Here is a 20,281-nt window from a genome sequence, read left to right on the forward strand (position 1 = left end):
CCCGTTTGCCGCCCGTTCGCAGCCCGTTCGCAGCTGGCCTGCGCGATCGGCGGTTCAGCAGTTTGACGACGCTCGGCGTCGCTGGCGATGGGTGACGGCGGCCGGATCGAGATCGGCGAAAACCATTCGATGCGCGCCCGCGCTTTGCCGAGCTTCGTGATCGTGCGGCATGAGAAATCCATGTCTCAGGATTTCGGCAAAAATCGCCATTGATTTTCGAGCACGGCAAACCGTCAGCGCAGGCCCGCCAGAAAACCGCTGACTGCTGGCGCACCAGCAACGGAAGCGACTACGCAAAGGGAACGGCCACGTGGGCGAACGCGCTCGCCCGAGCCCTGGCGTGACTTAGCGTCGACGCGCCAAAGTTCATGGCGCCTCTCACGGTATACGATGTACTTAAAAACAGATCAGTGCTGAAAAGATCCGGGCTTACCTTCTTACACCGGTCATTCCGTCGTCCCTGCTGACTCGCGCTGCTTTTATGGACAGTGCGCCGCCAGCACGCCGTTCCGACGCACGCCAAAACAATTTCCGCAATCCGCTCGACTGCTACCAGGGGTACACCCGAATCAAAATTTGCGCTCGACTTTTTTGTATACGACATACTTTGTACAGAATTTCCTCTTGGCGATTCCCATTCCCGAGCTTCATGCACCCACTCTCAAGACAGGAATATCGATGAACAAGACGCTCTGTACCGCTGCCGTACTTTCGTGCACCGCCGCCGCCGCGCATGCACAGGGAAGTGTCACGTTATATGGTCTGATTGACGCCTCGATTCAGTACACAACCAACCAGGGAGGCGGGAAAACATGGGCAATGAGCAGCGGCACGACGCGCGGCAGCCGTTTCGGGCTGCTCGGCAGGGAAGACCTGGGCGGCGGAACGCAGGCAATCTTCCGGCTCGAGAACGGCTTTGACGTCACGGACGGATCGCTCGGCCAGGGTGGCCTGATGTTCGGCCGTCAGGCCTACGTCGGAATCCAGAACGACCGCTGGGGTGCGTTGACCTTCGGCCGTCAATACGAATCGATGGTGGATTACGTTGCTCATCTCACCGCCGCGGACTGGTCCGTCTACATGGAGCATCCGGGCGACATGGATCTCACGAACCGCGGCGTACGCGTCGACAATTCCGTGAAATACACGAAAACCTACGGGGCGTTCACCGGCAGCGCGCTGTACAGCTTCGGTGGCCAGGCCGGAAGCTTCGGCAAGGACAGCATGTGGAGCATCGGCGGCAGCTACGACGACGGTCCGTTATATGTCGGCTTCGGCATGACCTACGCGCGGCAGCCCGGAGACCGGTCGGCCGGGACGTTCTGGAAAGCCACGAACTCCGCCATCGGCCAGTTCGTGACGGTCGCGCATTCGTTCCTGACGGTCGGCGGCGGCGCGGCCTACCGGTTCGGCCCGGTCAAGCTGGGCGGCGACATCACGAGCACGACCTACAAGGCCGGCTTCGAAGGCCAGAACGTCAACTTCATGAACTACGAAGTCAACGGCGTCTACTTCTTTACCCCGGCGTTCTCCGCCGGACTCGGCGTCACGTATACCGATGGCAAGATCGACGCCAACGATGGCGACCCCCGCTACCTGCAGTACAACGCGACGGCGACCTACAGTCTTTCAAAGCGTACGGATCTCTATGCGTTCGCCACGTTCCAGCGCGCGATGGGCGATGCCGCGGTGGCCCAGGTCACGCAGTTCATCGAACCGTCGAGCAACCAGAAACAGGCCTCGATAGGCGTCGGTCTGCGGCACAGCTTCTAACGGTATAGCGGCACCGAAGTGCGTCCGACGGTCCTCGAAAGAGGCCGCCCCACAAAACCACGTTGTCTGCACACCCCACTATCCGAGCCGAGGTTCCTCATGCACCCTCTCACCGCCCTCACGCCGGCCCACTTCTGTTATCTGGTCGGCGTAGTGGCCATTGTCGTCACCATGATTTTCCGCGCGAACGTTGTCGTTCCCGCCATCCTCGCCACCTTCGCTGTGGCGCTCGCGTACTCGGGCAAGGTACTCACCGCGTTGCAGGCCATCTTCATGGGCAGCCTGACCGCCGCTCACGAGCTCTTCAACATTTTTCTGGTCATCGCATTGATGACGGCCCTGCTCAACGGGCTGCGAGAAATCGGCGCCGACGTGAGGATGGTGCGGCCATTCAGAAAGATCATGGTCAACGGTCACGCGGCCTTCTTCATTCTCGCGTTGATCACTTACCTGATTTCGCTGTTCTTCTGGCCAACGCCGGCGGTGCCGCTGGTCGGCGCGATCCTTATTCCAGCAGCGATCTATGCAGGACTTCCTCCACTGGGCGCCGCCGTCGCCATTGCCATTGCCGGCCAGGGGATGGCCCTGTCGTCGGATTACGTGATCAAGGTTGCGCCCGGTATCAGCGCCAAGGCGGCGGGAACCGACATGTTGCCCGTAGCGAACACCGCGCTGCTGCTGTCCATCGTTGCGGGCGCTGTTGCACTTGGTCTCTGCTGGTACTTCACGGTGCGCAAGAACGTCAAGGAAGCCGGCGCGAAAAATCTGACCGAATGGGAATTCTCGGGCGAGCTGTACCCGGGCAGCGAGCCCGAGGCTCATCAAGGCAGCTTTGCGAAAGCCGAACTCGCACGCAGCACGAGCGGGGCACACGACGACGCCAAAGATGTCGGCGAAGCCGTGCCGGACCTTTCCTCCGGGGCGGCAGTGCTCACGCTGCCGTCGATGGTGGATACCGTGTTCCCGCCAAGAAGGGGAATGTGGTCGAAGGTGTTCTCCATCATCACGCCGCTTACGTTCCTTGCGGTGGTGATCGTGATGACCCGGCCGGATCTCGTCGGAGCGTCCGTCATTCGCGGCGGCGATGCGGCTTCGCTGATCGGCGGAATGGCAGCAGTCCTGATGATGCTGACGACGCTTTCCTACGGACGCAAAGGCTTCCTCGACCGCACAGCGTCGCACATCATCGATGGCTTCGTGTTCGCGTTCAAGGCCATGGGCGCCGTGCTGCCGATTGCCGGGTTCTTCTTCGTCGGCGACAGCAGCACCGCGGGTCCGATCCTCGGCATCGAGTCCGGCGCCCACGTCCCATCGCTGCTCTTCGAACTGGTCCAGGCGTGCAGTCAGTTCATTCCGCACAGCCCGATACTCGTGTCGTTCGGCGTGCTGTTGACGGGGATGATCACCGGCATCGACGGTTCCGGCTTCGCCGGTCTTCCGCTGACTGGCTCGCTGTCGGGCGCGCTGGCTCCGATGGCTCACATGCCGGCTTCCACGCTCGCCGCCATCGGCCAGATGGGCGCCGTGTGGACCGGAGGCGGGACGCTCGTTGCCTGGTCCTCGCTCATCGCCGTCACGGGCTTCGCGCGCGTGCCGGTGCTGGACGCGGTGCGTGCCCTTTTCGTGCCCGTGGTCTGCGGCCTGATCGCCGCCACCCTTTTCGCCGTGGCGATCAGTTGAACGGTACCTTCCATGACCCTGTTCGTTTCGGAAACGCTGGCGCATGACGGCTGGGCGGCTATCCAGATCGTCTTCGTCAACGTGCTGCTAGGGGGGGATAACGCGATCGCCATCGCAATGGCCTGCCGCTCCCTCCCCGCAAGGCAGCAGCGTCTCGGGATCCTGCTCGGCACCGGGCTTGGCATCGTGCTCCGGGTCGTGCTGATCGGGGTGATCGGCAAGCTGCTCGCCATCCCCTTCATGCATCTGATCGCCGCAGCGCTGTTGATGTGGATTGGCGTGCAGCTCGTACGACCGGGCGAGGACGGTGCATCTGTCAGCCAGACCACCGCGTTGTGGCGAGCGGTGACGACCATCATGTGGGCCGATCTCGCGATGAGCCTGGACAACGCGCTGGCCACGGCCGCGGTGGCCCAGTCGCTACCGGAGAAATCTCAGCTCGTCGTCACATTCGTGGGTCTGGCAATGGGCGCCCCCGTCATTGCGTTCGGCAGCCGGCTTATCCTTGCGGTGCTCGAGCGCGTGCCGGCACTTGTATACGCTGGCGCGGGCCTCCTCGGCTGGATCGCTGGCGAACTGGTGCTGGCGGACCCCACGGCTCGCGGCGTGTTGCGCGGGCTGCTCCCATTGATTCCGGGCTTGAGTCTCGCCACCGTTAGCGCGCTGACGTGCATTGCGGCGGCGATCATCGTTCCGCTATTGGGCCGTGTGGCTGCGAGCCGCGTGCATGCGGGGTAATGCCCTCGGTGGGCGAGCGCCGCTCAGGCAAGCCGGCCGGCGCTGCGCCGGCCGGCTGCACCTGGCGCGTCGGTCAATGGTCCGCGCGAGTGTACTGTCTACAAAAAACCGGGAGTGCGCTAGAATTGGCGATTGATTTTGTATAGTCGGCAATCCGGCCGCATTAACGAGCGTGAACGCCCAATGAACACACCGTCGGATATCGCAGCGACCACGGCAGGCAATCCGGCAGACAATCCGGCAGACAATCGGGAGCGGCCCGGTTCCGCTCCGATTCTTCACCGCCAGCTGTCCGAACTGGTCACCGCGCGGATCAGGGAGTCCATTACCTCAGGGTCCTATGCGCCGGGCACGCGTCTCATCGAAGGGCGCATCGCGGAAGAACTGAACGTCTCGCGTGTACCCGTTCGCGAGGCCTTGCGTGCGCTGGCTGCGGAGGGGCTGGTGGAAGTCAGGCCCCGCCACGGAGCAATCGTTGCATCGCTTGACCCCGCTTCCGCGCGCGAAATGGTGCAGATCCGGGCTACCCTCGAGGGGCTAAACGCCCGACTGGCCGCGGAGCATTGCACCCCCGAACTCGCCAGCAAGGTCGCCGACGTTCTGGCCGAAGGCAATGCCAAGATGGCATCTGGAGAAACGGCGAAACTGCTCGACCTCAATGCCCGCTTTCACGATCTTCTCTATGCAGCGGGTGCAAACACCATGCTCGCCGACCTCATGCGAACGCTGCGCGATCGCACGCGAATGCTGTTCGTGAATGCGGCGGAAGACGAAATACGGCAGACCTGGGAAGAGCACGCGGCGATTCTGCGCGCCGTCCAGTCCGGCGACGCGGCACTCGCTGCGCTGCTCGCGGAGCGGCACGTGATCCGCGCGGCTCAACATTATCTCGATAGAACGTCCAAATAGCGTTGCGGGGTCACGACCAACTCCATCAACATCACGAAGCAGTTCGCCCTTTCCGAACTCGGGATCCTGGTGCTACCGGCTTTTGCTGTTGTCGGCGAACTCAAGGCTGGGCAACTGAAGGCCATTCCCATCGAACACCCGATCCTTCAGAACGCCGAAGCGCATCTCGTGACGCGTGTGGGACGCACGTTGTCCGTTGCGTCGAACAAGATGCTGCAGATGATCTCGTCGCAAATGAGCGCGTTTCGCTAGCCGGTCGCGGCAGGAACAGCCCCCCCCCCGGCCCAGGACAAGGGCAGCGGAGACCAACATGGGCAGCAATCGGGCAGCACATCAGTTTTCATCGCCGTGCAAACAGGTGGACGCTGCGGTGACGGGCGTCCGCTTGTTCCTTGCCGCTTACGAGGCCGTGGCGACGAGTTCGGGCACGAGCGCAAACAGATCGCCGACGAGACCGTAGTCGGCCACGCTGAAGATCGGTGCTTCGGGGTCCTTGTTGATCGCGACGATCACCTTCGAGTCCTTCATGCCGGCCAGATGCTGGATCGCACCCGAGATGCCCACCGCCACGTACAGCTGCGGCGCCACGATCTTGCCGGTCTGGCCCACCTGGTAGTCGTTGGGCACATAGCCCGCGTCCACTGCCGCACGCGAGGCGCCCAGCGCTGCGCCGAGCTTGTCGGCGAGTGGCTCCAGCACCTTCGTATAGTTCTCGCCGCTGCCGAGACCCCGGCCGCCCGAGACGATGATGTTCGCGCTCGTCAGCTCGGGACGGTCAAGCTTCGTCACTTCGCGGCTCACGAACTGCGAGATGCCGGCGTCCGGCGCGACCTCGATCTTCTCGATGGACGCGCTGCCGCCTTCGGCCGCCACGGCGTCGAAGCCCGTGGTGCGCACCGTGATGACCTTGATCGGGTCGCCCGACTGCACCGTTGCGATCGCGTTGCCCGCATAGATAGGGCGCTCGAACGTGTCGGCGCTGACCACGGCCGTGATGTCGCTGATCTGCGCCACGTCGAGCTTCGCCGCGATGCGCGGCGTCACGTTCTTGCCCGCCGCCGTAGCCGGCGCGAGGATGTGCGAGTAGTCCTTCGCGATGTTCAGTACCGTCGCCTCGACGTTTTCCGCGAGGCCCGCTTCGAGCTGCGGTGCGTCGGCGAGCAGCACCTTCGATACGCCCGCAATCTTCGCTGCGGCTTCGGCCGCGCCCTGCGCGTTGTGGCCGGCCACCAGCACGTGCACGTCGCCACCGATCTTCGTCGCAGCCGCCACCGTGTTCAGCGTCGCGCCCTTCACGGTCGCGTTGTCGTGTTCCGCAATTACCAGAATCGTCATTTGTCGTCGCTCCCTTACAGCACCTTCGCTTCGGTCTTCGCCCTGCATGGGGCCCCAGTAAGTGCTAAAGCACTAACTGAAGCCGACAGCTTCTCCACCAGCGTCTTCACGTCCGGCACCTTCATGCCGGCCGAGCGCTTTGGCGGCTCGGCAACCTTCAGCGTCTTCAGGCGCGGCGTCACATCCACGCCGAGGTCCTCGGGCTTGATGGTCTCGAGCGGCTTCTTCTTCGCCTTCATGATGTTGGGCAGCGTCACGTAGCGCGGCTCGTTCAGGCGCAGGTCGGTCGTGACCACGGCGGGCAGCTTCAGCGAGAGCGTTTCGGCACCGCCGTCCACTTCGCGCATCACCGTCGCCCGCAGTTGCCCACCCTCGTCAGCCACGGTGACCTTCGAGGCGAACGTCGCCTGCGGCAGGTTCGCGAGTGCGGCAAGCATCTGGCCGGTCTGGTTGGAGTCGTCGTCGATGGCCTGCTTGCCCAGGATGACCAGTTGCGGCTGTTCCTTGTCGACCAGGGCCTTGAGCAGCTTCGCCACGGCGAGCGGCTGCAGGTCTTCGTTCGATTCGATCAGGATGGCCCGGTCCGCGCCGATGGCCAGCGCCGTGCGCAACGTTTCCTGCGCCTGCGCCACGCCCGCCGACACCGCGATCACCTCGGTCGCCACGCCCGCTTCCTTCAGGCGCACGGCTTCCTCGACGGCAATTTCGTCGAACGGGTTCATCGACATCTTCACGTTTGCAATGTCGACGCCCGTGCCGTCCGTCTTCACGCGGACCTTCACGTTGTAGTCGACCACTCTCTTGACTGCGACTAACACCCTCATATCCGTTCCTTGTTTGTCGTCAGGGGACCGGCGCCAGTCCGCTGACTGGTCTGAAGCCCCGCGGAATTCTTCCGCGTAAGCGGCGCCAGGATTCGAGTCATTTGTGCGCCCGTTCCGCTGATTCAGGAAATACTGGTAACAGGCTTCTTCTGCCCGCCCGGTGTGCTGCCGCCGGACTCCAGCGTCACCGCGGCGCCCAATGGCCCATCAGCCCTTACCTCGCCGAACGGTTCCGGCTTTTCTCTACCTAACGGACCATTTTCGTTATCCGGAATGGCGGTATACTCGTCTGATCCAACGCTCGGAATGGGCCCGAGCCCCAAGACAACAAGTGGGATCCGATGTCCGTTAGCGCTCGCACCTTCTTCTATATCCAGCAAGTCGAGCAACTCATTCGTCGCAGGCTCGACGAATGTCTGCTGGCGATCGACATCACGGCTGGTCAATACATGGTCCTCAACCTGATTGCGCACCACGAGCCCGTATCGTCGGCCGACCTGGCACGCAAGACGATGATGACGGCACAGTCCATGGGCGAGTTCATCCGCGCGCTTGAGGCCAAGAAACTCGTCGAACGGAAATCGACCCAGCTCAACAAACGCACCATGCTGATCTCGTCCACTGCAGCGGGACGCAAGGTTCTGGTCCGGTGCGAATCCCGGATCGACGAAGCCGAACGTGACTTCTTTAGTTGCCTCAGTGGTGAAGATGTCGCCAGTCTGCGCATCCTGATGAGCCGGGTGCGCAGTGCCCAACTCGCCAGGCAGGCTGTGGAACTCGACCCGGCCACACCTTGAAGCTGGCAGTTCACCTCCTGCACGCTGTCGACGCGCAGGCGGCTGCCAACGTCCTCGACAGGCTGGACGATGCGAAAAGAAAATCACACGTCCAGCATCAGCAGGGGGGTCGCGCTTCGCGAGCAGCAGATGAGCATGCTTTGCCCGGCAGCCCGGGCCTCCGCAGACAACACGCTGTCCCGATGATCAGGCGTCCCACCCAGGACGCGCGTCTCGCAAAGCCCACAGGCCCCCTGCATGCAGCCATACGGAACGTCGACGCCGTTTTCGAGCAGCACGTCAAGAATCGACTGATCATGCGGAACTTCGAATGACTGCCCCGATTTCGCCAGTACAACCGTGAAGTCCCGGCTGGCACCCTGTTGTTGCGCGGGTGCAAACCGCTCCAGATGTACCGTCTCCGCAGGCCGGCCCGCCGCTGCCGCTTCGAACGCGTCAAGCATCGACTGGGGGCCGCAGCAGTATGCATGCGCATCGCTCGGGGTTTCGCGAAGAACCGTCGCAATATCCAGCCGTTGTCCGCCTGGCTCGTTGTCGAAATAGACGTGCAGTTTGCCGCTGTCCGAAGCCGCAGATAGCTGTTCGATATCCGAGATGTACGCAGCCCGGCCACGGTCACGCGCCGCGTAGTGCAGTACCCAGGGACGTCCGAGTGCTTCGAGTCGCTGCACCATGGACCAGAGCGGCGTAATTCCAATGCCGCCCGCGAACAGCACACTCAAGCTCGCGTTCTCTACCAGCGCAAACAGATTGCGAGGCTCACCGATCTGCAGGACATCGCCCACGCGCAGCGTTTCGTGAATGTGCCGCGACCCGCCACGACTACTGGCGTCTCTGGCGACCGCGATTTCATAACGCTTTGGCGAGCCATCCCAGCGCACGACGGAGTAACTTCGGGAGAGCTTTGCAGTCAGGTGGACATCAACATGCGAGCCAGCGCCTGCGGCGGGCAGGTCGCGACCGTCCAGCGCCTCCAGTACGAGGCCAACAACGCTATCCGCAAGCAGTGTCATGGACTTGACGCGGACCTTGGTCAGCGGTAATTCGCTCATAAAATTCCTGATCCGTTCATGGGATTAACAAAATCATCGAGCCGAAGACCCGCGCGCGCAGTCCACCCTCATTGCCCTGACCGGAGCCGGCTTCACGGGCGCACACAGACGGTCTTGTCAAATCCACTCGTCGGGCATGGACAGAAGGCTGTCGTTGCCACATTCAATGCGACGGCAGATAGCCTCGAGCAGCGGCATCTGTCTTTGCATCCACGTCTTTGCCAATGCCAGCTTGGTCAGGCGTGTGGTCTCGTCGACGAACCGGCATCCCGAACCGTCGAGTACTACCGCGGCGATTTCGCTCCAGATCCAGCCGACGTACAGGATGCCCATTGCAGTGAGAACGTCGTATGACGCGGCATCGGCAAGGCCATAGCTCGCGCGGCCGTCTGTGTTCAGCCACGTGATGGACGCGCCAAGGCGTTGCAGCCCATCGCGCAGCGGGACCGTGTATGGCTTGAGTTGCACATCATCTGAATGACGGTCGACGAAACCGGAAATCGCTCGCGCAAAGTGTTTCCAGGGGCGACCTTCGTGCGCGAACAGCTTGCGGTGTACGAGATCAGTGGCCTGAATTCCGTTTGCGCCTTCGTATAGCTGACCGACCCTGGCATTGCGTACGAACTGTTCGATGCCGTAATCCTTGATGTAGCCGTGTCCACCGAACACCTGCTGGCACGCGACCGCAGCATCGAAGCCACGGTCCGTAAAGAATGCCTTCATCACAGGCGTCAGGATATCGAGCATGTCGGCGGCCGCCTGTCGCTCCTGCAGGTCGGGTGCCGACCGGGCAATCGACTGCCACATCGCCGCGCGCATGGCGCCTGCACGCGCACCTTCAGCAAAAGACCGCGCTTCGAGCAGGAGGCGCCGCACATCTGCGTGCGCGATGATGGGGTCCGCCGCCTGCGCCGTGTCGCGCAGCTTTGAACCCGCCCGTCCCGAGCGGCGTTCGCGCGCGTAGTCCGCCGCGTTCTGCCGGGCGATCTCAGCGTATCCAACCCCGGACAAAGCGGTGCCTACGCGGGCGTAATTCATCAGATGGAACATTGGCGCCATGTTGGCGGCGGTACCTCCCCCGCCCGTATCGCCAATGCGCCACGCCACCGCGCCTTCGAAATCGAGTGCACAGGTTGCACTGCCTTCGATCCCCATCTTGTGCTCAATGGAGCGTGCGAAGACGTTGTTCAGTTCGCCTTGTGCGCCGGTATGAGGATCAATCATGTTCCTCGCCACCAGAAACACGTGCACCGATGAGAGGTCCGCCGTCACGCGTCCCTGCGCATCGGGTACCTTGGCAAGCACGATGTGAATGATGTTGTCAGTCAGGTCGTGATCACCGCCGGAGATGAAAATCTTGCGTCCGTGAATGCGCCACGTCCCGTCCGGCTGGCATATCGCGCGCGTCGAAATCTGGCGCAGGTCGGTACCGGCCTGCGGCTCCGTCATGCACATCGTCGCGGTCCAGTCACCGTCCGAGAGACGAGGTACGACATGGCGTCTGATCCATTCAGGGGCCAGCGCTGCAAGCATGCTGGCCGCGGGTGCGCAGAAACTGCTGTACATCGAAAACGAATGGCCAGTGGACGCGCGCATCTCCGACACCGGCACCGCCATGACCGGCGGAAGTCCGGCGCCGCCCAGGTCCTGCGGCAGGCTCAGGCGGTGCCAGCCGGCCTCGCGATAGGCGTCCCAGGCAGCCTTGAAACCGCTGGGCGTGCGGACCCGACCATCGAGAAAATGGGCTCCCTCGCCGTCACCAGCCTGATTGAGCGGGTGCAGCACCTCCTCATGAAACTGGGCTGCGGCTTCGAGGACGGCCGAAGTCAGATCGGCAGTGAGTTCGTTAAAGCCGGGAAGGTCCTTGCGTTCCTCCACCCGCAGATAATCGTGAAGAATGAAGAGCCAGTCCCTGACTGGCGCGCGATAGGTTGGCATGGGGTTATCTTGATATCTTGATGTTGCTGATGCGGCCTGAAGCTTCGGCGAGCTGTACGAGCAATTCCGCAGGCCGGAACTGCTCTCCATGTCGGGCGCAAAGTGCTGTAAGTCTCGTGACGACTGAAGGCAGTCCGAGCATGTCCGCGTAATACATGGGGCCGCCTTTCCAGTCCGGCCATCCGTAGCCGAGCTGCCATACCAGATCGATGTCGCTGGCGCGCTCGACAACGCGTTCGGCGAGGAGCCTCGCGCCCTCGTTAATCATCAGGAGCACGAGACGGTCGTGTACTTCTTCATCGGGAAGCACACGTCGCTCGATACCTTCCAGCCGTGAAGCTTCCTCGATCAATGCCGTCACCTCCTGGTCCACGAGCGCGCGCCGCTTGCCGGGCTCATAGCGGTAATAGCCGCGCCCGGCGCGTTGTCCGGTACGGCCACGCGCATGGAGCTGTTCGATCAGCCAGTCTCTTTGCCCCGCGCGCTGTCGGGCGCGGTATGTCAGCTCTATCCCTCCCGCCATGTCCTGCAGCTCGAACGTTCCCATCGGCAGGCCGAGCTTGCGCAGCACACGGTCAACCTGCTCCGGCAGCGCCCCCTCGAGCAGAAGTCGCGCGGCCTGCCGCTCGCGGGCGATCATCATGCGGTTGCCCACGAAACCGTCGCATACACCCACCACGATCGCCACCTTGCCGACCGACGAAGCGAGACTGCGCGCAGCTTCGAGCGCTTCAGGCGACGTCGACGATGTGCGAACCACCTCGATGAGCCGCATTACGTTTGCAGGATTAAAGAAATGAAGACCCACAACGGAATGCGGACGTTGCGTCGCGGCCGCAATCAGGTTGACGTCCAGCGTGGACGTGTTGGTCGCAAGCAGCGCTCCGGACGCGGCGTGTCGATCGATCTGGGCAAACAGCTGCTGCTTGAGCGCAAGATCTTCCCAGACCGCCTCGATTACCACGTCGGCGGTTGCAATGTCCGCCATGTCCTGACCCCACGAAAGGCGTGCGAGTCTGACGTCACGCTCAGTCTCGGTAAGACGTCCACGCGCTACATCACGGCTGTACGACCCGGCGATACGATCCGTCGCAACGGCAAGCAAAGCCTCGGACTGGTCAATGAGGTGCACCGAAAGGCCACCCGACAGCATGGCCATTGCAATGCCTACGCCCATGTTGCCGGCGCCGATTACCGCGGCGTGCCGGAATACGCGCCCGCCCGGCGGCTGCGGCATTTCCAGCGCCGCCCGCGCGGCCTCTGAGTACGCTCTGGCGGCCTCCGCGGCAAGTGTGGTGAAGGCGGGCACGTGTTGTCCGTCGTGCGCCGGCACGACATACAACGTTACCGGGTCCCCGATATTCAGCGCACGCACGTCAGCGTCGAGGATCGCGGAGCTGATACGCAACCCTTCCTCCAGCTCGATAATCGCAGGGGCCGTGGGTCGGGCACTGCGTTCCACAATCGAGTACGAATGAATCTCACCGCGCCCCGACAAATGCCGCCACGATGTCGCCTGGCTGCCACAGAACGGGCAACGCACCCTCGGGTAGTAGTGCAGCGTGTCGCAGGCGCCGCAGTGCTTCGCGAGCAGTTGTCCCGAACGCGTGGCCTCCCAGAACGGCTCGTCGCCGGGAAACACGACCGGTGCCGGCGGATATCCCTGATCCGGTTTCATATGGTTTTACTCCGCTTGCAGAATTAAGGTACCGGCCGCATGCGCGCCGGCCAGATTGCCGCCCGTGCCGTGCGCCAGCACAAACTCACGGCGAGCGACCTGGACGGCCGGATGCGCCTCACCCCGGCACTGGCGAACGGCCTCGAGAATCTTCGTCATCCCGCCTTTATTGCCTGGATGGTTGTTGCACAGGCCGCCGCCATCTGTGTTGAATGGCAGGCGGCCCTCGCCTGCAATCAGGTTGCCGTCCGCAACGAACGGGCCGCCCTTCCCCTTCGCGCAAAATCCGAGATCTTCAAGCTGCACGATTACCGTGATGGTGAAGCTGTCGTACAGCGACGCATAACCGATGTCCCCTGGAGTAATGCCTGCCCCCGCAAATGCCGCAGCGCCGGAACGCGCGCCGGCCGAGACCAGCAGATCGATACGTCCGCCGTCAGGGTGCTTCACCGCCGCGCCAGTCCCGATGACCTTGACCCTGGGACGCCTCAGCTGCTTCGCGATTTCCGGGCGCGCGACAACCACGGCACCCCCGCCATCCGTCACGACACAACAATCAAGGCGATGCAGCGGATCGGCAACCAGAGGCGAATCGAGCACATCGCGTACGGTTACGACTTCGCGATGCACGGCGCTCGGGTTGTGCCGGGCATGATGCGAGGCGGCAACCCGCACCCAGGCGAGCTGCTCGGGCGTCGTGCCGAATTCATGCATATGGCGCCGCGCCACCATCGCGTACCCGTACATCGGATGAGGTGGCACGGCGGCCTGGAACGGCAGGTTTGGCATCGTGTCGCGATCGACCCCGGCGAGCCTTGTGCCCGCGCCAGCCGCGAGCGGGCGATCCGCCATCGTGATCAGCGCCACATTGCAGTGGCCCGACGAAATCGCCTCCACAGCGTGCGCAACGTGCAACAGATACGCCGAACCGCCCGATTCGGTCGTGTCGACATGGCGCAGGTTGCGCAGGCCAATGTATTCGGCCATCGTGAGGGCGCCGAGGCCAGGCGCATCCGCGCCGCAAAAGTAGCCGTCCACGTCATCAAGACCCAGCCCTGCATCCTCCAGCGCACCAAGCGCGACGTCCGCGTGCATCTGCGCAGTGGTCAAACCCTCGGCCCGGCGTACGGGATGCTCGTAGATGCCGGCGATATATGCGGCGCCCTTGATACTCATGTTGACTGACCCCTCCATGGTTGGTGCGCGGCAACGGGTGAACGGGAAGCTGCACGCCGCGCCTTGAGGTGCCATACACCCCAAATAGTAAGGCTACCTTATATCATGTGTTGCCCGACAATTCCAAGAATGCGCCGATAGGGTTTGTACCATGTGGATTCGCCGGCCAACTTTATATAAGGTAGCCTTACTAAGTGACCTGGTCGTGCCGTTGCACGATTTCGAAGATGGCCCGCTGAACATGACTTCCCAGTTCCCTTTCATCAATCTCCCGTTCCTTGAGCGGAACCTCGACGTTGTCGAGCGGGCCGACGGCGCAGTCCTGATGCGCAGCAAGGTGCCGCTGGGTCCGGTCGAGGTGCATCTGCCCGCCGTGCTGAGACGTCGTGCGCTCGAACGTCCCGCGCGGCCATGGCTGAAACAACGCTGTACGCAGACGGGCGACTGGCGCACGCTCAGCTACGGCGCGGCCGGCCACCAGGTCGATGCCGTGACCCAATGGTTGCTGTCACAACGGCTCGACGGGCGCAGCGTGATGGTGCTGAGCGGCAACACCCTGGAGCACGCCGTCATCGAGCTCGCCGCCATGCAGGCGCGCCTCCCCTATGTACCGGTGACCCCCGCCTATTCCCTGCTGAGCACCGATTACGCGAAACTCAGGGCGATGGTCGCGTTGATCAGGCCCGCAGTGATCTTCGTGCAGAGTGCGCAGCAGTTCCGCGCAGCACTGCACGCCATCGCCCCACATGGCGCGCGCGTTGTATATGTCGCCGATCCAGCCGATGACATCCACGGTACGGCGTGGCACACGGTTCTCGAGACGCCCGTGAGCCCGCAGGTGCAGGCATCCCTCGACAGCATTACGCACGATACGGTGGGCAAATACCTCTTCACCTCGGGCTCGACTGGAGAGCCCAAGGTCGTGCCGGTCACGCAGCGCATGCTTTGCGTATCGATGGCCATGCACGCGCAGACCGTGGGCCACGATCCCGTCGCACCGGAATCCGTGCTGCTCGAATGGCTGCCGTGGAGCCACGTCGCTGGCGGCACCGCCATCTTCAACAGCATCCTGAACGATGGCGGAACGATGTACATCGACGACGGGCGTCCCGTACCGGGCGAGTTCGCCAGGACGCTGCGCAACCTCCGGGAGGTTTCGCCCACCCGCTTCAGCAGCGTACCGGCGGGCTACGCCATGCTCGCGGACGCGCTGGAAGCCGACGAGATGCTCGGCCGGCAGTTCTTCGTGCGCCTGCGCCGGCTGACCTCGTCAGGCGCGAAGCTGCCCGACAGTCTCTACCAGCGCCTGCAAGCCCAGGCCGTGCGCCATCTCGGGCACCGCATTCCGTTTGTGTCCAGCTATGGCTCGACCGAGACATGCGCCGCGACCACGGTGGTGCATTGGCCGACCGGGCAGGCGGGACTGGTTGGTCTTCCGCAGCCCGGCGTCGAACTGAAGCTGGTGCCGCTAGACGAAGAACGATACGAAATCCGCGCCCGTGGCCCTTCTGTCATGGCGGGCTATCTGGAACAACCGGAGTTGACACGTCTCGCCTTCGACGAGGAGGGCTACTACCGTCTGGGCGACGCCATGACCTTCGTCGATCCGGCAAGACCGGAGGAAGGACTCGCCTTTGCCGGTCGGGTTGCCGAAGAATTCAAGCTGCAGTCCGGCATCTTCGTGCGTGTCGGGACGCTGCGCGTCGAGGTGATCAGCAGCACCGCTCCCCTGCTGCGCGACGTAGTCGTGACAGGCGCGGACCTGCCCTATGTGGCGCTTCTCGCGTGGCCGAACCCGGACGCGTGCCACGAACGTTTCGGCCTGCGCGACGAGCGGCAGCTTGCCTGCCACGCGCCATTGCACGACGCGCTGCGCGAATCACTGCTGCGCCATAACGAACGCCACACCGGTAGCAGCATGCGCATCCGGCGCGTGATGCTGCTGAACGACCCGCCATCGAGCGATGGCGGCGAGATCACCGACAAGGGCTATATCAATCAGCGTGCCGTGCTTGCGCGGCGCGCGGGCGACGTAGAAGCGCTCTACGCCGATAAACCCGACGCCAACGTCGTAATAATCGAAGCCTAGCGTCGAGAAGAGATTCCTTTCCCTGTAAAGATCCATGACTACCGATATGTCCACAGCAGCTGTGCCACTGATTGACGTCCAACGCGAAGATGAGGTCGCGCTCGTCAAACTGAACCGCGCAGACAAGCGCAACGCCATCAACGACGCGTTGCTTGACGAACTCGAGTCCGTGTTCTCCACCGGCCTGGAAGGCGCGCGTGTTGTCATTCTGCATGGCGAGGGCGAACACTTCTGCGCTGGCCTGGATCTTTTCGAGCTCATGAGCAAGCGCAGCCCCGACGTGCTCGCCGGCATGCGTCGCTCCCGGGCATGGCACCGTACCTTCGACCTCATCCAGTACGGCGAGCTACCGGTCATCAGCGTTCTGACCGGCGGCGTTATCGGCGGCGGCTTCGAGCTTGCCGCGGCGACACACGTTCGTGTCGTCGAGCGGTCGGCGTTCTTTCAGCTGCCCGAAGGGCAGCGCGGTATTTTCCTCGGAGGCAGCGGCTCCGTGCGCATCCCGAGACTCATTGGCGCCTCGCGGGTCACCGAAATGATGCTCACAGGCAGTGTGCTCAATGTGAACGACGCGTACCAGATTGGCCTCGCGCACTACGTCACCGACGACGGAGCGGGTCTCACAAAAGCACGCGAACTGGCAAAGCGCATCGCCGGCAACGCGGCGGCCACGAATTACGCAATCATCAACGGCATCAGCCGGATCTCGGAGATGCCGGTCGGTGAAGGACTGTTCGCGGAAACCATGATCACGTCCATGACGCGCTCCGCCAACACGGACGTCGCGAAACGGATTGCCGAATTCTTCGACGCACGCCGCAGCCAGACGCCGCCCCCCGCCGCCTGACGGAACGTACGTCTTTCGGATATCTGTTAAACCGGATCTCATCATGAGGAGTTCTAAATGCTGACCAGGGAAGAAAATGATCTGCTGACCCGCGTAAGTAACGGCGCGCCTATGGGACAGATGATCAGGCAAAACTGGTGGATTCCTGCGGCGCTGTCGGACAAGCTGGAGGCCGACGGCAAGCCACTTCGGGTGCAGCTGTTCGGAGAGCAGTACGTTGCATTTCGTGCAACCAGTGGCAAGGTCGGATTCTTCGATGAAGCCTGCCCGCATCGGCGCGCGTCGCTCGCGCTGGGGCGCAACGAAGACAACGCGCTGCGCTGCATTTTTCACGGATGGAAGTTCAACGTCGACGGTGTGACCGTGGCGGTGCCGACCCAGCCGAATAACGAAGCCGAGTACTGCAAACACGTCCCGCTCAGACACTACCCGGTGCGGGAGGAAGCCGGGATTGTCTGGGTGTGGCTGGGCGAGGGCGATACGCCGCCCAGATTCCCCGAACTGCCGTTCGTCGGCCTGCCGCGCGAGAACTTCGTCGTGTTCCGGCAGAAGGTCAACTCAAACTGGCTGCAGGGCGTCGAGACCACCATGGACTCGGCCCATCTCGGCGTGCTCCACCAGAGCTGGCTCGTCGGTTTCGGCGACATCGAATTCTCGTCGGAAAACATGGCGCCCGTGTACCACATCGCGCAAAAGCCGTTCGGCTTCCGCTATGCAGCCGTACGCGCGCTCAAGGACGGTCGCGCGTACGTTCGCACCAACTCGTTCGTCCTGCCGTGGTTCGGGATCGTTTCGCCGAACCGTGCCGACATCCAGGGCGGCAGCATCTTCTTCTCCGTGCCCATTGACGACGAGAACATCTACTACTGGCAGATGACCTATCGCGTCAACGAGAAGCTGGTGCCCAACAAGACCCACGCGTACGAAGATCCTGATTCGTGGCCGCCGCTGCCGCCGGGGCCGCCCGAGGACAACTGGGGGCAGGACCGGGACGCAATGAAGCAGGGACACTTTACGGGCTTTACGCAGATGCTCGGCACGGAAGACTTTGCCGTCATGGTGAGCATGGGGCCGATCGTGGACCGGTCGAAGGAATATCTCGGCGCCGGTGACGGCGCGATCCTGGCGGTAAGACGCTGCCTGCTGAAGGCTCTGCGCGAATTCATGGACAACTCTGTGCCGACCCTGGCGCGCCATGAGGAAATCGACTACCCCAGCACCGGTCCGATCTCCGGCGTATTCAGGGACGAGGTTGAATGGCGGGCCCTGCTCTGACAGGCATCCAGATCACCTCGACGAAGCGGCCGTGCACATGCCATGGCGGTCAGCCTGATGACTGCCGCACGTTCCGAAGATGGCACGCCGCATGCCCCCGGTTTAACGAGCGTTACTTATGAACAACGATCTCATTCAGCGCCTGAAACGGCTTGATACATGCTCGGTCTCCGACGCGCTGGATCGCCTCGGAATTGCAGGACAGGTCACGACAGATCTGCCACGACGGACATCGAACCAGAAGATCGCGGGCGCGGTCGTGACGTTCCGGCTCGTGCCCGCGGGTGCAGCGGTGCGCCGCGACGGGCCGGTTCGCCACCTTGGCACGACAGCCATCGAACTCGCCGGCGCGGGAGACATCATCGTCGTCGAACAGCGCACCGGTATTGATGCGGGTTGCTGGGGCGGCATTCTTTCGCTCGCTGCGGCGCTCAAGGGAATCGGTGGCGTTATCGCAGATGGCCCCGTGCGGGACATCGATGAAGCGCACGAACACAACCTGCCCGTGTTTTGCAGGGCGCTCACCGCAAGGACGGCACGCGGGCGGGTTGAGGAAGACTCGGTCAACGCGACGGTTTGCGTGGGGGGCGTGGTCGTACGGCCTGGCGACCTGGTCATCGCAGACGGTAGCGCCGTCGTCTTCGTGCCAGCGGGCGGCGCGGCGGCAGTCATTGCCATGGCGGAGCAGATTGCGGCACGGGAAGCGGCCATGACGAAGGATCTGCTGGCAGGACGCCCGGTCACCGAGGTGATGGGAAAAGACTACGAGCACATGCTGCTTGGCGACGCAATACAAGGATGAATCATGAGTGACACCAATGTGGAGCGAACGGGCCGGCTCGACACGGCGACATTGAGCGATGCACTGGATCGATGCGGTATCAACGGTCAGTGCTACCACATCAAGCCATCTTCGCCCGATTTCCGTATGGCGGGCCGCGCCTGGACACTTCGCTACGGCCCGGCAGGCAAGCCAGCTGGCACGGTTGGCGACTACATCGACGACGTGCCGGACGACTGCATCATTGTTCTCGATAACGGCGGCCGTGACGATGCGACGGTGTGGGGCGACATTCTGACCGAAGTCGCCCATCGCCGTGGACTCGCGGGCACGCTCATCGATGGCGTCAATCGCGACGTCGCGCTCTGCCGCGAACTCGGCTATCCGGTCTACAGCCTCGGGAACTACATGCGCACCGGCAAGGACCGGGTCCAGGTAGAAGCGACCCAGGTTCCGGTCAATATCGGCGGCGTCCGCGTTGCGCCTGGCGATCTCGTGCGCGGCGACGCCGATGGTGTCGTAGTGATTCCCCAGGAGCACGAGGCCCGGGTGCTGGACATGGCCGAGGCCATCGAGTCCGCGGAAAACGCCATCCGTTCCGCCGTACGTCTGGGCATGAGCCTGCGCGAGGCAAGAGAGCTGCATCGTTACCATCACCTGCAGACGCGGGTGGAATCATGAGTGCACCCTTCACATGCGCACCCGGACAGTTCCCGACCGTGCGCGACACGATCGAGCGACCCGAAACTCATATCGTTGCGCAGGCATCGCGCATGGCGTCATCTACGCTGCACGAGGCGCTTGGGCGCATCGGCGCACTGCCGTCAGCCATCAAACCGGTTGCCGCAAACATGCGGGTCTGCGGACCTGCCGTCGTCGTCCATTCCCCGGGTGGTGACAATCTGTGGCTGCATCGCGCGCTCTACATTGCCGGTCCAGGCGATGTTCTCGTCGTTCACGTCAGCGGTAAGCCCGACTTCGGATACTGGGGAGAAATCATGTCTACTGCCGCGCGCGAACGCGGCCTGGGCGGACTCGTTATCGACGGCTGCGTGCGCGACGCGGACCAGCTCGAAGCGCTCGGCTTTCCCGTGTTCGCGGCGGGGCTCTGCATTCGGGGCACCGGCAAGGACGCGGGTGCACGCGGCTGGATCAACTATCCGGTGCGACTGGGTGATGTCGTCGTCCAGCCGGGCGATCTCATCGTCGGCGATCGCGATGGAGTCGTGTCCGTCCCGCGCGCCCGCGCGGCGGAGGCAATATCCAGCGCCGCGGCGCGCGAAGCCAGGGAAACCACAGTGATGCAACGCCTGCGCTCAGGCGAGCGCACGCTGGAACTCTACAACTTCTGAAGCCGGACCACGCGTCTGCGCCTGGGGAATACATCAT

At 63.2% G+C, this 20,281-nt stretch carries 18 protein-coding genes and 1 pseudogene; 13 read left to right on the forward strand and 6 right to left on the reverse strand.

Annotated elements, in window-relative coordinates; translation table 11 throughout:
• Positions 1-87 precede the first annotated feature (87 nt).
• The 6 genes and pseudogenes from P2869_RS11055 to P2869_RS11080 all read left to right on the forward strand — a co-directional run.
• Entirely contained in the window at positions 88-213 is a 126-nt protein-coding gene (locus P2869_RS11055; RefSeq protein WP_277596474.1) for a hypothetical protein, read from the forward strand.
• Positions 214-678: 465 nt separating this feature from the next.
• Positions 679-1,773: a porin gene (locus P2869_RS11060; protein ID WP_126878374.1), complete on the forward strand. Its 1,095-nt coding sequence runs from the start codon at positions 679-681 to the stop codon at positions 1,771-1,773.
• Positions 1,774-1,872: 99 nt separating this feature from the next.
• Entirely contained in the window at positions 1,873-3,453 is a 1,581-nt protein-coding gene (locus tag P2869_RS11065) for a hypothetical protein (protein WP_277598118.1), read from the forward strand.
• A gap of 12 nt (positions 3,454-3,465) precedes the next feature.
• Positions 3,466-4,191 carry a YjbE family putative metal transport protein gene (locus tag P2869_RS11070; RefSeq protein WP_126878372.1) on the forward strand — a complete coding sequence of 242 codons (726 nt, stop codon included), beginning with the start codon at positions 3,466-3,468 and terminating at the stop codon, positions 4,189-4,191.
• A 183-nt stretch (positions 4,192-4,374) separates the two neighbouring features.
• Positions 4,375-5,100 carry a GntR family transcriptional regulator gene (locus P2869_RS11075; protein WP_277596475.1) on the forward strand — a complete coding sequence of 242 codons (726 nt, stop codon included), beginning with the start codon at positions 4,375-4,377 and terminating at the stop codon, positions 5,098-5,100.
• Between the two features lie 9 nt (positions 5,101-5,109).
• A pseudogene (locus P2869_RS11080) lies at positions 5,110-5,352 on the forward strand (LysR substrate-binding domain-containing protein); the annotation flags it as partial.
• 147 nt (positions 5,353-5,499) lie between these two features.
• Here P2869_RS11080 and P2869_RS11085 read toward each other — a convergent pair.
• Positions 5,500-6,435: an FAD-binding protein gene (locus P2869_RS11085; protein WP_277596477.1), complete on the reverse strand. Its 936-nt coding sequence runs from the start codon at positions 6,433-6,435 to the stop codon at positions 5,500-5,502.
• A gap of 14 nt (positions 6,436-6,449) precedes the next feature.
• Positions 6,450-7,259, reverse strand: a complete 810-nt coding sequence (locus P2869_RS11090; RefSeq protein ID WP_277596478.1) for an electron transfer flavoprotein subunit beta/FixA family protein — start codon at positions 7,257-7,259, stop codon at positions 6,450-6,452.
• A 341-nt stretch (positions 7,260-7,600) separates the two neighbouring features.
• Between P2869_RS11090 and P2869_RS11095 the strand changes: the two genes are divergently transcribed.
• A complete protein-coding gene (locus P2869_RS11095; protein WP_017776290.1) occupies positions 7,601-8,056 on the forward strand; it encodes a MarR family transcriptional regulator in 456 nt (151 codons plus the stop codon).
• Between the two features lie 83 nt (positions 8,057-8,139).
• Here P2869_RS11095 and P2869_RS11100 read toward each other — a convergent pair whose 3' ends face one another.
• From P2869_RS11100 to P2869_RS11115, 4 genes are all read right to left on the reverse strand, one after another.
• Positions 8,140-9,108, reverse strand: coding sequence for a PDR/VanB family oxidoreductase (locus tag P2869_RS11100; protein ID WP_277596479.1), 969 nt, complete (start codon positions 9,106-9,108; stop codon positions 8,140-8,142).
• A 117-nt stretch (positions 9,109-9,225) separates the two neighbouring features.
• The gene (locus tag P2869_RS11105) at positions 9,226-11,046 is read right to left on the reverse strand and encodes an acyl-CoA dehydrogenase family protein (RefSeq protein ID WP_277596480.1); all 1,821 of its coding nucleotides are present in this window, start codon (positions 11,044-11,046) and stop codon (positions 9,226-9,228) included.
• Between the two features lie 4 nt (positions 11,047-11,050).
• Positions 11,051-12,688, reverse strand: a complete 1,638-nt coding sequence (locus P2869_RS11110) for a 3-hydroxyacyl-CoA dehydrogenase NAD-binding domain-containing protein (RefSeq protein ID WP_277596481.1) — start codon at positions 12,686-12,688, stop codon at positions 11,051-11,053.
• Between the two features lie 42 nt (positions 12,689-12,730).
• Positions 12,731-13,900 (reverse strand): thiolase domain-containing protein, encoded by a 1,170-nt coding sequence (locus P2869_RS11115; RefSeq protein ID WP_017776286.1) that lies wholly within the window; start codon positions 13,898-13,900, stop codon positions 12,731-12,733.
• A 241-nt stretch (positions 13,901-14,141) separates the two neighbouring features.
• Between P2869_RS11115 and P2869_RS11120 the strand changes: the two genes are divergently transcribed.
• From P2869_RS11120 to P2869_RS11145, 6 genes are all read left to right on the forward strand, one after another.
• Positions 14,142-15,989, forward strand: a complete 1,848-nt coding sequence (locus P2869_RS11120) for an AMP-binding protein (protein ID WP_277596482.1) — start codon at positions 14,142-14,144, stop codon at positions 15,987-15,989.
• Between the two features lie 34 nt (positions 15,990-16,023).
• Positions 16,024-16,836: a crotonase/enoyl-CoA hydratase family protein gene (locus P2869_RS11125; RefSeq protein WP_126878366.1), complete on the forward strand. Its 813-nt coding sequence runs from the start codon at positions 16,024-16,026 to the stop codon at positions 16,834-16,836.
• A 57-nt stretch (positions 16,837-16,893) separates the two neighbouring features.
• Complete coding sequence (locus P2869_RS11130) at positions 16,894-18,111, forward strand: Rieske 2Fe-2S domain-containing protein (RefSeq protein ID WP_026121754.1); 1,218 nt, start codon at positions 16,894-16,896, stop codon at positions 18,109-18,111.
• A 118-nt stretch (positions 18,112-18,229) separates the two neighbouring features.
• Positions 18,230-18,913, forward strand: a complete 684-nt coding sequence (locus P2869_RS11135; RefSeq protein WP_017776282.1) for a hypothetical protein — start codon at positions 18,230-18,232, stop codon at positions 18,911-18,913.
• 3 nt (positions 18,914-18,916) lie between these two features.
• Positions 18,917-19,573 (forward strand): RraA family protein, encoded by a 657-nt coding sequence (locus P2869_RS11140; protein WP_126878364.1) that lies wholly within the window; start codon positions 18,917-18,919, stop codon positions 19,571-19,573.
• Positions 19,570-20,244 (forward strand): 4-carboxy-4-hydroxy-2-oxoadipate aldolase/oxaloacetate decarboxylase, encoded by a 675-nt coding sequence (locus P2869_RS11145; RefSeq protein ID WP_126878363.1) that lies wholly within the window; start codon positions 19,570-19,572, stop codon positions 20,242-20,244. Before P2869_RS11140 ends, P2869_RS11145 begins: the two co-directional genes overlap by 4 nt.
• Positions 20,245-20,281: the final 37 nt, after the last annotated feature.

The organism is Paraburkholderia sp. SUR17 (genome assembly GCF_029536165.1).
GTDB lineage: Bacteria > Pseudomonadota > Gammaproteobacteria > Burkholderiales > Burkholderiaceae > Paraburkholderia > Paraburkholderia kururiensis.